The organism is Fibrobacter sp. UWB5 (assembly GCF_002210295.1).
Lineage (GTDB): Bacteria > Fibrobacterota > Fibrobacteria > Fibrobacterales > Fibrobacteraceae > Fibrobacter.
Map to the genome: position 1 here is coordinate 151768 of NZ_MWQH01000005.1, position 13454 is coordinate 165221.

Annotated in this window: 7 protein-coding genes; 3 read left to right on the top strand and 4 right to left on the bottom strand. The window is 50.3% G+C overall.

What is annotated here, in order from left to right; all coding sequences use genetic code 11:
- Together B7989_RS14245 and B7989_RS08975 are read right to left on the bottom strand one after the other, a co-directional pair.
- Entirely contained in the window at nucleotides 1-123 is a 123-nt protein-coding gene (locus B7989_RS14245; RefSeq protein WP_255406416.1) for a hypothetical protein, read from the bottom strand.
- Nucleotides 123-3803 (bottom strand): InlB B-repeat-containing protein, encoded by a 3681-nt coding sequence (locus B7989_RS08975; protein ID WP_088628172.1) that lies wholly within the window; start codon nucleotides 3801-3803, stop codon nucleotides 123-125. The genes B7989_RS14245 and B7989_RS08975 overlap by 1 nt, the downstream gene beginning before the upstream one ends.
- Before the next feature lie 252 nt (nucleotides 3804-4055).
- Here B7989_RS08975 and B7989_RS08980 point away from each other — a divergent pair, with 252 nt between their 5' ends.
- From B7989_RS08980 to B7989_RS08990, 3 genes are read left to right on the top strand one after another with little or no spacing between them, the layout of a single operon-like run.
- Nucleotides 4056-4637 (top strand): hypothetical protein, encoded by a 582-nt coding sequence (locus B7989_RS08980; protein WP_088628173.1) that lies wholly within the window; start codon nucleotides 4056-4058, stop codon nucleotides 4635-4637.
- A 29-nt stretch (nucleotides 4638-4666) separates the two neighbouring features.
- Nucleotides 4667-8803 (top strand): hypothetical protein, encoded by a 4137-nt coding sequence (locus B7989_RS08985; protein WP_088628174.1) that lies wholly within the window; start codon nucleotides 4667-4669, stop codon nucleotides 8801-8803.
- Nucleotides 8796-11216 (top strand): ABC transporter, encoded by a 2421-nt coding sequence (locus B7989_RS08990; protein ID WP_088628175.1) that lies wholly within the window; start codon nucleotides 8796-8798, stop codon nucleotides 11214-11216. The genes B7989_RS08985 and B7989_RS08990 overlap by 8 nt, the downstream gene beginning before the upstream one ends.
- 20 nt (nucleotides 11217-11236) lie before the next feature.
- On the opposite strand, the gene B7989_RS08995 is transcribed toward B7989_RS08990, so the two are convergent.
- Nucleotides 11237-12253, bottom strand: a complete 1017-nt coding sequence (locus B7989_RS08995) for an SDR family oxidoreductase (protein WP_088628176.1) — start codon at nucleotides 12251-12253, stop codon at nucleotides 11237-11239.
- 20 nt (nucleotides 12254-12273) lie between these two features.
- Nucleotides 12274-13452 (bottom strand): iron-containing alcohol dehydrogenase, encoded by a 1179-nt coding sequence (locus B7989_RS09000; RefSeq protein WP_088628177.1) that lies wholly within the window; start codon nucleotides 13450-13452, stop codon nucleotides 12274-12276.
- Between the last annotated feature and the right edge of the window lie 2 nt (nucleotides 13453-13454).

The following is a 13454-nucleotide window of genomic DNA, read 5'->3' on the forward strand; positions in this document are numbered from 1 at the left end:
CTATTCAATTACAACTTCATAAGAATCCTGAAGCGATGGCTGCAGCAAATTGCAAGGCTCCAAAGCAACAATTTTCATTTCCGGTGCACGGTATTCTTTTTTCTGTTCGAATTTTTCTGTCATTACTTAGCCCTCTTCAGATACACACCCTTTGCCTTGGGCTTGCCATTCACGCCACGGCCCTTGAGGTCGAACACACGGCCTTCGCGAACGTTCTTGAACTCACCCGTACGGGTATTGATGCGGCCAATCACCGTCGTATGTTCCGCATCGTCACTTTCGATCACGACATCCAATTCTTCGGGCATGTCAGCCGGAGCAATGCTAGACATTGCAGGGCGGCCGTTCCCCGGAACATTTTCCGGAGATGTTTCCGGAGCATAAATCATGTACGCACGCATCGGGCGGATCCACGCACCGGCCGCGGCCTTCACGAATTTACCCACATCCGTAGTAGCAGTCTTTTCGGCAGAAAATCCGTAAACATTGCCAAGGTCTTCATGGTCAGCGTCCCATTCAATACGATGGCGAGTTCCGCGGAATTCCCAATCGCCCACGCGTACAATGGAATCCTTGGTCGCTTTCAGAGTCGCCGAGCCGTCAACCTCAAACTTTTCATCTTTCATTAAGACCATGTAAGGAGTATTCGCTGCAAGCGTCACATCAGCCTTCGTCGTATCGGCCCAGACCACCTTCATTGTCACAGCCTTCTTGGTTACGCCATTCTTCGTGATTTCCTTAAGGCCGTTAAAGCCCAGCACCATCTTCACGCCGTACGTTCTAGACATGTGGACTTCGAACGGAAACACAATCGTCGAGTAAGCTTTTTCTCCTGTCGTAAATTTGCGCTTATACACAACCGACGTAACTGTAGTATCTTTCGGAATGTCTACCGTATCCAATTCATCGTACATGCCATCGATGACGGCTCGAGTGCCAGTATTGTAGTTACGAATCTGCACCGCACCGTATTGCGTCACATCCGCCGGATAGATGAAGAGTTCATCTTCAATGTCTTTATATTCCGTTCCACCGATGGCTATTTTTCCACGTTCCCCCCCATATCCTTTGCCAATAGAGTATTCACTCGAGCCCTTTGTCACAGCAATATGATCCACGTTATCGCTTATCAAAATATCCCCGACGACATCTCCATAATAACCACCGCCGATGCCTGCAGCATAGCGGCCACCTTCAGCTTCAACTGTTCCGCCCCAAATTACGATACCATCAACGGTTGCATCCCAACTACAGCCGACACCTGCACCATACTTTGCTCCTCCAGTAGCAGTGACCCAACCGTTCCAAATCCTGATCTCCCCGACCTTTCCTTCTTCACCAGCGCCAATACCGGCTCCCTGGTTACCACCTAAAGCAATAAGCCTACCGTTTTCGATTATGACAGCCCCGGAAATTATGCCTTCATAACCAGAGCCGACACCTGCACCATCTTCACCACCTGTAGCTGTGACCGTACCACCACTGATTGTGATATTTTTGACAGAACTTCTCTCACCACTGCCGACACCTGCACCACCATTACCTCCTGTAGCAGAGACCGTACCGCCACTGATTGTGAGTTCCTCGACAGCGCCATCGTAACCTCCGCCGACACCTGAACCACCTGCTCCCCCTGTAGCAGTGACCGTGCCGCCACTGATTGTAATGTTTTGAATGGGTCCCTTTTTACCACCGCCGACACCAGCGCCAAGATAATCACCTGTAGCATCAACAGTTCCGCCACTGATTGTGACACCAAAAACTTTTCCTTCACAACCTGCACCCACACCTGCGGAATGCGAACCAGCAATAGCAGTGACCATGCCGCCACTAATTGAAATATTAGTAGTTTCACCATAATAACCACTGCCAATACCGGCACCCATGTCACCACCTGTAGCAGTGACCGTACCGTCAGTGATGATGATGTCATACGCATACGACGATATGCCACTTTCGCTATAACCACTACCAATACCAGCGCCACGTTCACCACCTGTAGCAATGACCGTGCCGCCACTGATCGTGATCTTATTACAACGTCCTTGATAGCCACTGCCGATACCGGCAGCAGCATAGTCAGCAGTAGCATTGACGGTGCCGCCACTAATCGTAACATTCCCGTAAACATAACCTTCGCGACCACTACCGATGCCAGCACCCCATTCACCAGTTGCATTGACCGTGCCGCCACTGATCGTGATGTTTTGCACAATTGACTTCTGGGCACCACCAATGCCAGCACCATAGTTACCACCAATAGCCGTGATGGTGCCGCCACTGATCGTAATATCTCCCACGTCTGTGTAACGACCGCTATTAGTACCTTGGCCTATTCCGGCTGAGGTCCTAGATGAAGCAGTAATCGTACCTCCACTGATTGTGATATTCCCGACATATGCATAATAACCGCCGCCAATACCGGCCCCAGAGCCACCCTTAGCATTAATTATTCCGTCAAGAATCGTAATGTTTCCGCAATCCATTTTTTCCGCATCGGGGCTAAAGCCACCACCGATACCGGCTCCAGAGCCATTGCTACTAACGTCAAGGAACCCGGAACCCGAAATAGTCAACGTCTTATTTTTCGGCACGTAAATTCCAGGATACCACTCATGAAATCCCTTCACCGTGTTCTTCGAATTATCGGCAAGAACTATTTCACAATCGCCCTCGCAGGTAATACCTGCCCACTTATATTTGGAATCGTTCACCCCGTTGATTGTCACGCCAGCAAGCGTCACCTTGGCTCCATCTTCAATCGATATCTTGTGATTGCCACCAAGTACACCTACCAACACGTCTCCATTCTTAGCGACATAGTCCTCAGTTAAATAAGAAAAGTTAATTGCATCGCCCTTGAACCAACGAGCATACAACGTTACCGAAGCACCCGCTTCAGTATAAGTCACATAGCCTTTGTCCGCATAAGATTCACCGCTATCATCGACCTTGGTATTCCAACCCACAAAAGAATACCCTTCGCGAGTAAAGCGGTTGGCATCAAGAGCTTGTTCAAAATTGGTAAGAGCCATCTGGGGCGCCATATCGCCTTCACCGCCATTGGCATCGAAAATCACGGTATATGGTGCAACAGGGTAATTAAACGGACTCGCTGCGATACCAGGAGTTTCAAAAAATTGTGTAGTTTGTTCAATCGTATAGTCAATTTGAACGGAGCCGTTCATAGAACCTTTATCGCCACTGCCAATACTGTATGGTGCGTCTTGGCCCTTGATTGCAGTCACCTTGGTATTGGTTCCACTAATCTTGATATATCCAACATTCCCCTTATAGCCACCACCAATACCTGCAGCTCCATAACCTCCCGTAGCAGTGATAGTTCCTCCATTAATCACGATATTTCCGCAACTTTTTTCGTAAGAATAATCGGCACCACCAATACCAGCACCATAGCCATTACTACTAGCATCAAGAGAACCTGTTCCCGAAATGGTCAGTGTATGGCCCTCCGGCACATAAACACCAGGATAATCGCGATAGAAGCCCCTGACCTTATTTACGGAATTGTCTGCAAGAACAATATTGCAGTTTCCTGCGCAAGTGATACCCGCCCACATGTACATGGTATAACTTTCACCATTAATAGTCGCATCTTTGAGCGTTACCGTAGCGTTATCGGCAATTGAAATCTTGATTTTTTTGACAAGTTCGCCGGTCAGCACATCTTTATCTTGCGCAACATAGTTGTCGGTAAGCGAAGACAAATCAACAGTGTTTCCTGCAAATGCCGAAGCGGCAAACAGCAGGGAGAATATCGAAAGGAATATTTTGTGTTTCATTGTAATAAGGCGTATGTGTTATTTAGTTTTAATTTTTTTTGACAAGTTCAAAATTTTCGCGACAAATTTACAAAACGCTTACAACTTTGTCAATAAATTCTTAAAACCGGCCATAAAAGTCCAACAAGCCCATTTTGTGCTTCACCTCACATAAAACCCTCAAAACACCCCTTTTCAAAAGCTAATGAGCGCCATTTCCAAGAGAAAATCACGTTTTTTTTAGTAAATTATAGACAAACAGAGGATTTGCTTATGAAAAAGATTCTATTGCTCATCGTGGCCCTGGTGGCCTTCGCAAACGCAGAACTGCAGAGCGTAAAGTATTCGCCCGAAGAAAAGTCGAGCGACGGCTTGAAAGCGTTCATCGGCGTGAGCGGCGGTAACGTGCTCGTGGCCGATGACGGCGCGATTTTCGCAAACCTCCGCATCGGTCTGGATATCAACCCCCTGCTTTCCACAGGTGTCTGGGTGTCCAGGCTTCTGAGCGACGTGCGCAACTACAATGTGCCCGAAAAGCAGATGATCAAGTACATGTCCGTGGGCGGATTCGTGGAACTGTTCCCGGTGCGCATCAACGACTTTTCCATTTCGGTGCCGATTGCAATCGGTGGCGGCGCCCTGTACGTGATGGAACCGGACGACGAAGCCTTTGAATCCGAAGACTACTTCTTTACCGCCGACATGGCCGTGCATTTTAACTACCGAGTCACGAAGATGCTCGAGATTTCAATTGGTGGCGGTTACCGCATGTTCACGGGTATCGAGACCAACAATCTCGAGAACCTGGATTTCTGCACCCCGTTTGGCGAGCTGCGCTTTACGATTAGGGAGTAATGCCCGGTTAGGTTTAAAAGGAGAAAATCATGAGTTCTTTAAAGATTTACAGCTCAATCTGTCTTCTGGCAGCATCCTCTAGCCTTGCCGCATGGACCGGCAAGGCCGAAAAGCCCTCGTGCAATGAAGAGGCGATAACCGCGTACGGCATTTACGCATGCGAGATTTCTACCCCGGAACAACTCGCGGGGCTTGCAGAACAGCTCGACACCCTTGCCGAAGTTCCGACAATCACGTTGACACTTGCAAGCGACCTCGTTTTTGGAGAAGACTCCATAAGCGTTTCCGAAACCGCATGGAAACCCATCGCAAACTTCAACGGCGTATTTTACGGAAACGGCCATACGATTTCCGGCTTGAACATCACATCCGAGAGCGGCGTGCTAGGGTTGTTCAAGTCCTTTAACGGCACTGCCAGGGACTTGACCATCGCCCATTCTACGCTGAACTACAAGAGCGAATTCTCCAATCAGCACGACTATTTTTATGCAGGCTTTTTTGCAGGCTCGGCAAAAGCAGACCTCATCAACATACACAGTGTCGAAAACGCGCTTCACTTCGAAGATTCGTCAGCCACCATTTTCAGAAGGGCTCACCTTGGAGGGCTCGTCGGAGACTTGACCGGTTCTACTGACAGCTGTTCTAATTCCAGTGAAATCGTCGCAAAGATTTACGACATCGATGCCTACATTGGCGGCATTGTCGGCGAAAGCAAAAAAAATAGCAACAGCATTAATTCCGGAAACATCTCCGTTTCCGGTAACACCGAGATGCAAGATGTCTATGTCGGAGGCATTGCCGGAGAAGACAGCCTTGCCGCAAACAGCAAGAACAGCGGAACGATTACAGCAAAGGCAAAGCGAGTCGGCGGAATCGTCGGTTACGGCAGTGCTTCTGATTTCTGCGAAAACACGGGTTCCATCACAAACACGCACAAAATTCAAGAGTGGGATACCTCTTTTGTCGGAGGCATTACCGGTTCGGGTAAAGTCCAATACAGCATCAACAAAGGCTCAGTCAAGGGCGGAATTGCAGGTGGCCTTGCCGGAAAAGGCGGCGGCACGCAAAACATTAACGAAAGTTCCGTAACAGGATCTCTTTATGCCGGGGGTATCGGCGGTGATTGCGGCAGCGTCGTAGCGTCTATCAACAGGGGCTCCATCGACGGCGGCAACGTCGGAGGTCTCTGCGGACGAAACTTCACGATTGTCGGTTCATCCATCTCTTATACCGAAAACGCCAACGGCAGCGAGTCTACAGGCGGTATCATCGCCATCAACTACGGCCAAGTGATCGGCGGCTTCTATGATACAACCAAGGTGCCCGGCTTTCAGCCTATCGCCAAAGACAGCGCCGACATGATCAACTGGGAAATGCGCGGCATGTCGACCAAGGACATGCAAACCGTTGAATTCGCAAGCAAGCTCAATGATATCGTTAAAAATGGAACGCCGTTTGTAGGCCACAGTTTTGACGGTTTCTATTTCACACCATACCTATGGACAACAAACGGTTCTTATCCGTTCTTTGCCGATTCCGACAATTTACCTATTCAAAAAATATTGCTTGACGACAGCCTTTACGTGAAAACGGCCTATACCGATTCTAAGGGACATCTGCAAGATATTCCGCTGGCGGTATCTAAAGAAGGCCGCTATTTCCAAGGCTGGGTAGACTCTATCGGCACACCCGTGACCAAGACAACCGTATTTACGGATAGCCAGACTATTTTCGCCAAGTACTCCAACACCATTACCGATTCAAGCCTTGTCGTATTTAACGACAACCCCACAGAAAAAACGCCTGTTATCGGATGGAACGGGGAATTCGAGGAACCCGTATTGAAGATGCACAAGGATTCTTCGCTTTACCAGGTGATTTCTACCCCCGGTGAATATGCATGGTATATTATGAACACGCGCTACAGAACAAGCGGCGAGAACCCTTATATTGATCGCGCCGTTCTTGCAAATGACATTTACCTGGCTAAAGACACTGCAAAGTATTTACCCGAAAACTACATGACAGGATATCTCCACAAAAACAATGTTTTCGATGGCGCTGGACACAGCATTTATGGATTAAACGGCAGGATGTTCCGTGATGTTGGAAAAGGGGCGGTTATCCGCAATGTCAACTTAGTAAGCCTCTTCATGAATCCATCAAGTGGATATAATACCGACAAAGCCAGCGCATTCGCTTACGACAACGAAGGCACTATTCAAAACAGCTCTATCCGTAATGCTATTGTTGATTCCACAGCAAAAGAGATATATGGTTTTGTTGTAAACAATAAAAAAGAGGGCGTCATCGAAAATTGTGAAAACTACAGTGATTTTACAAAAGGAACCCAATACGCCGAGTCAGTCATAGGCTTTGCAGGTTACAATGCAGGATTGATCAAGAATGTCACAAATTACGGAAATATCAGTCATCCCTATGACAGAAACACAGAATTTTTAGTATACACACATTCGGTATATCTTGCAGGAATTGTCCAATCAAACTCCGGTGTGATAGAAAATACCATCAACAAGGGGAACATTTTCAGCGAAAGCATCAGTGAAAGTACAGCCGAAGTACAGGATATGCAAATTGCAGGCATCGCAAATAGTGGCGGAACTATCAAGAATTCCAGAAACGAAGGCAACATTACATTCAACTATACCAAAAGTGAATTGGTCGTTAGGATTGGAGGTATCTCCAGTGGAAAAGCAACTATTGATTCAAGCGTAAATCTGGGCTCCATCAAGGTAGACATCGCCGATAGCATCGCTAAAAAGAATTCACTCGTGATTGGAGGAATCGCTCTTGAGGGCTCCGTCAAGAATTCTACAAACGAGGGCAACATTTCGGCTATAGACACAACTTCTGCCAGATGGGTCCATGTAAGATTTGCAGGAATTCTTTCTGGCGGAATTTATGGACTAGAAGGCATCGATGTTGATTCTTGTACAAACAAGGGCGATATCGAAGGATTCATTGTTGTCGCAGGTATTTTGGGACAAGGAGCAGGAAACATTCAAAACGTCCGCAATTTCGGGAAAATTAAAGCCCACCGTGGTCCTACATACAGTTCAAAGGAGACTTATGTTGGAGGAATTGCCGGATTGTCTAGCCAAGACAACGGCATCAACCACGCCTTTAACGAAGGCGAAGTTACAGCGGTTGCAACCGAAAAAGACTCCACCACAAGTTATGTAGGCGGAATATGCGGATTTGCAGATCACACCGATCTGAATGTCCTTTCGAATACAGCTTCGGTTTCGGCCAGCGGAAAGAACGCCTATGCCGGCGGCATTGTCGGCTATGCGAAATACAATAATTTCATCAATGTCTATAACTGGGGCGAAATACAGTCCGATTCCGCAGCAGGCGGCATTGTCGGTCGAAAATACAGTTACAACAACTATTACGAAAACGTCTATAATGCGGCTCCTGTAAAGGGGGCTTATGTCGGCCCCATCGAGCCCGTAGAATATTATGAATATCGCAAGTTTAAAGATACCACCACCAGTATTTTCTACGATTCCTCCTTCGTTCGAGATACCGCAGACAAAGTCAGTATGTATTCAGCACGCGTCGCTATAACTCCCATGAACACGGAATCCATGCAGAGCGATGAGTTCGTCAATATTCTGAACACGTCGAACAGCCAAAAGGAAAACAGCGGCGTTTGGACCCGCAACGACGGCTACCCCATATTCAACGAAAAGCCGACCCCAGTTGTCGCAAGTTCCAGCTCGCAAGAAGAATCCAGTTCCAGCGTTCCGGCAAGTTCTAGCTCCGGCGATCAGGGTAAGTCTTCTAGCAGCAAGAAAGTCGATTCCTCCAGTTCGCAGGCAAAGTCCAGTTCTAGCGCAATTTCTAGCTCTAGTTCGAAATCAAAGGACAAGTCGTCTAGTAGCGCAAAATCTTCTAGCAGCAAGGGTAAAGACTTTGTCTTACAGCACAACACGGATTTCAATTTCTCGCTCGAAGTTTCTGGTAGAACGATTTTGCTCTCGAACGTTCAGGAGTACGCAAGCTATGCCCTGTTCGACATGCAAGGCAAAACGGTTTCTGCAGGGGCTCTACAAAAAGGCTATATGCAGATTGCCGTACCGAGAGCAGGAACATACCTGATTCGTGTCGGAAAGAAACTGCAAAAGGTGATTGTTGAATAACTTTATTTCCATTCGCGGCTGCAGGCTGCACAACCTGAAGAATATCGACGCCCAGTTCCCGCTGGGCAAGATAACGGTGGTATGCGGGCCTTCGGGCTGCGGAAAGTCAACGCTTGTGCTTGATACCCTGCACGGGGAATCCAAGCGCCGCTACTTGGAAACGCTTTCGCCGTTTGCGGCCGAATTGCTGGGCGGCAGGCGCATTATTCCGCTGGATAGCGCCGAAGGCTTACCCGCAAGCCTTGCCGTTGGGCCAAGCCACGGAGAAACTCCCGCGAAAGCTTATGCCTTAAGCATTTCCGAATGCGACTCAACTTTGCGCGCCCTGTTTGCGGCATACGCAAAGCCCGCCTGCCCCGTTTGCGGGAAGCCCATGGAAAGCATGAGCCGCGAAGACATGATTCGCGAGATTGCGAGTTTGCCGCAAGGGAGTAAGCTGCAGTTTTTTGCGCGGATTGATGTTGAGAAACGAACAAGTCTCGACAAGCTGGCAGCGGTGTTCCTGGCGCAAGGCTTTACGCGCGCCATGGCAGATGATGTCAGCTATTCGCTTGCCGACTTGACTGAAAACGAAAAGAAGATTGTCCCGAAGGAATTCTTTATTGTCGTGGACCGCGTGATTGTCCGCGAGAACACGCGCACCCGCATTGCCGAAGCAGTCGATGGAGTCTTGAAGCTCACGCACGGCGAATTGATTCTAGACATCAACGGGAGCCGCAAACTTTTCAGCACGGTGCCGCGCTGCCCGGAACATGGAGCGCAGCTTTCGAGACCGCTCGCACCAGAAGACTTGTCGCCGTATTCCCGCACGAGCGTTTGTGAAAAATGTGGCGGCACCGGAATCATCGAAGACGGCGACAACAGCGAAGAATGCCCTGATTGCAAAGGACTTAGACTCAAGCAGAATTTTTTGAACGCGGCGATTGAAAGCATTTCAAGCGAAGGAGAAAGCAGCGATTGTCACAAAAATGAACCGCGCAAAATCCGTACCACTTGGCAAGACATTTTAAGCACGCCTTTCGCGGAACTCGAAAGCCGGCTGCACGCCCTGTTCGACAATCGACTGACGGCAAAGCAGCAGCCCGCCTTCCGCACGTTAATTGACCGCATTCAGGCGATTGTCGACCTCGATATCGGCTACCTCACGGCAGGGCGTGCAGGCGCCACCCTGTCGGGTGGCGAAGTCCAAAGACTTCGGCTTTCGAGCCTCAGCACCGGGCACCTGAACAACCTCCTGATTGTCCTCGACGAACCCGCCAGCGGTTTGCACCAGAGCGACGTCGAAGCCCTCTGGAAAGTCCTCAAGAAGGTACAATCCCGCGGAAACACGCTCGTCCTTATTGACCATAACCCAGCCCTCATCAAGAAAGCCGACTGGATTATTGAAATGGGTCCTGGCGCCGGCGAAAAAGGCGGCGAAATATTGTTGCAAGGAACCGCGAAAGAAGTTCTTGGCAATCCGGTATCGCCCACAGGGAATTGGATCCGCTTGCTCGACGAGAAAAGAAGATTCCCGGTCAAGCCGGGAATGACAAAGGGCAAGTCGGGAAAGACATCCGCAAAGAAAGCAGCGACTATCGATGTCGAAGACTTCGCAATGTTCGACATGAAGCCGGTCACCGCACATTTCCCGGTACAAAAGTTCAGCGTTATCACAGGCCAAAGCGGCAGCGGCAAGTCCACGATTTTCTTCAGGAACCTCGCCCCGCGTGCTACCAAAGGCGAATTCGAAAGCCTCGGCATTCAGGCGCTATCGATTCTTTCGACAGGTGACTTCCACGGGAACCGACGCAGTACCGTCGCCTCGGCTATCAACCTGAACACGATTCTCCGCGACCTATTCGCAAAACTTCCCGAAAGTAAGGTCCGCGGCTACACCGCCAGCAAGTTCGCGACGCACGCCCCCGGAGGCCGCTGCGAAAACTGCAAGGGCGAAGGCGTTATCCTCGACCCCGCGGGCTACGAAGAATCCGAATGTCCCGTATGCCTTGGCAGGCGATTCAAGGACGAAATTCTCGAAGTCCGCTTCAAGTCGCTTTCCATCGCCGACATCTATGACCTAGAAGTCGGCGACGCCTACAAATTGTTCATTAACATGAAGCCTTTCGCCGACAAGCTCAAACCGCTTGTAGATACGGGACTCGACTACCTGAAACTCGGGCAGACTACGACACACCTCTCCGGCGGTGAACGCGCCCGCTTGCGCCTTTCCATCGCCCTCGCTCGCGCGAAGGCTCCGAACACGCTTTTCCTTTTCGACGAGCCCGCCCGTGGTCTCCATCAAAAGGACATCCAGCACCTGCTCGACCTGATTCGTGGTCTCACCGAAGCGGGCCACACAGTCATTGCCATCGAACATGCGCAAGACTTCGTGAACGCCGCCGATTACGCCGTAGAACTTTCGCGCAAGTAGCGCGCGATTTATTTTCAATATTACTGCAGAGATTTCTTCGCGGTTTCCAACGTCGCAATCACCTTATCGCACCAAGCGTCGAATTCGGGATCTTCTTTTTGGAATTCCGGATGCGCTAGCACATAGTCGATAGTGCGGCGAATTCCTTGGTCAAAACGGACCTCGGTACGGAAAGTCGGCACAGCACGCTTGAGTTTGGAATTATCAAACACCACGGAATTCGCTTTGTCGCCAATTAAGCTCCCCAGCAAGTCGTAATCGCTTACGTCTGCAAGGAACTGTGAAGATACATAGTAAGGCTTAAGTTCGACGCCGAGCGCATCGGCAACTGCCTTGTAAATCTGATTCCAGGTGAGCGTTTCATCGCTTGTAATCTGGAACGATTCACCGATGGCGTGAACGTTGCCCATCAGGCCAACAAAGCCGCGGGCAAAATCAGTGTTGAAAGTCATGGTCCAAAGGCTCGTACCATCGCCGTGAATGATGACAGGCTTGCCTTCGAGCATGCGCTTTGCAACTTGCCAGCTACCGTTTTTGCCGTGAACACCCAGTGGAATGTGGCGTTCATCGTAGGTATGGCTCGGGCGCACAATCGTAATCGGGAAACCTTCCTCGCGGTACTTGCGCATTAGGAATTCCTCCCCCGCAATCTTGTTGCGGGAATATTCCCAGTACGGATTCGCGAGAGGCGTGCCCTCGGTAATGCGGTAATCCGAAAGCGGTTTCTGGTAGGCGCTCGCAGAACTGATGTACATGAACTGCTTGGTTTTACCCTTGAACAGGCGGTAATCACGTTCGAGCGCACTCGGGTGAAATACGATGAAGTCGCAGACGACATCGAACTGCATGCCCTTGATTTTTTCAGCAACGGATGCTTCGTCGTTGATATCTGCCTGAATGATTTCGACTCCCGCAGGAATGTCTTCTGCGGGGCGGTTTCCGCGATTAAGCAGGTACAGTTTCCAACCCTGAGCCACCGCAAGGCGCGTAATCGCCATGCTGATGGTTCCTGTACCGCCGATGAATAAAGCTTTCATACGCTAGACCAAACTGCAAGCTATTCGAGAGAGGCGTGCGCGGCGATGGTGTAAATCTCGGTCACATCCTTCGCCTTGAGCGGCACGAATCCCCAGCCATCGCCCGGATTCAGCTTTTCAACCATCTTCGAAATGTCTTCTTCCTTCGCGCCGAGTTCTGCAAAATTAATCGGCATACCGATGGAATGCAAGAAACGGCGGAAAGCCTTGATGCCCTCGAGGGCGGTCGCCTTCGGGTTCTCGAAATTCATCTGGCAGCCAAACACGCGGGTCGCCATCTGGGCAAAGCGCATCACGTTGTGGTCTACCACATATTCCATCCAGGCGGGCATAATGACAGCGAGACCCGCGCCATGGGCGCAGTCGTAAAGCGCCGAAAGTTCATGCTCGATAGCGTGGCTGTTCCAGTCCTGACTGCGCCCGCAGCCCACAACGCCGTTGTGGGCTACCGTCCCCGCCCACATGATGTTCGCACGGACCTGATAGTTGGCGGGGTCGGCAATGGCGCGCGGCCCCTCCTTCACCATCGTTAAAAGCACCGCTTCGCACAGGCGGTCGGTAATTTCCACTTCGAGCGTATTCGTGAAGTAGCGTTCAAACACATGCGCCATGATGTCGGTAATGCCGCAGGCCGTCTGATAGGCAGGCAACGTGCAAAGGAGCGCCGGATTCTGCACCGCGAACTTCGGGCGGATATGTTCGCTACTTGCACCGCGCTTGAGCATGCCGTCTTCCTTGGTAATCACGGAGTCGCCGCTACCTTCGGAACCGGCAGCCGCAATCGTCTGCACCACGCCAATCGGGAGCGCACATGCAGCTGAAGCCTTTCCTTCGTAAAAGTCCCAGAAATCGCCCTTGTAAGGAACACCCATGGCAATGGCCTTGGAGCTGTCAATCGTAGAGCCGCCGCCCACCGCCAAAATAAAATCGATCCCATTTTCACGGACAATCTCGATGCCCTTGTACACGAGCGAATCGTGCGGGTTCGGCTTCACGCCGCCGAGTTCCACATGCGGGATACCAGCCGCATCGAGGCTAGCCTTGACGCGGTCAATCAAGCCCGAACGCACCGCAGAGCCCCCACCGTAATGAATCAGCACCTTGGTGCCGCCATACTTTTTAACGAGTTCACCGCATTCATTTTCGCGGTTCATGCCAAATACGAATTCCGTGGGGCTGTAAAAGTTGAAATTATCCATGT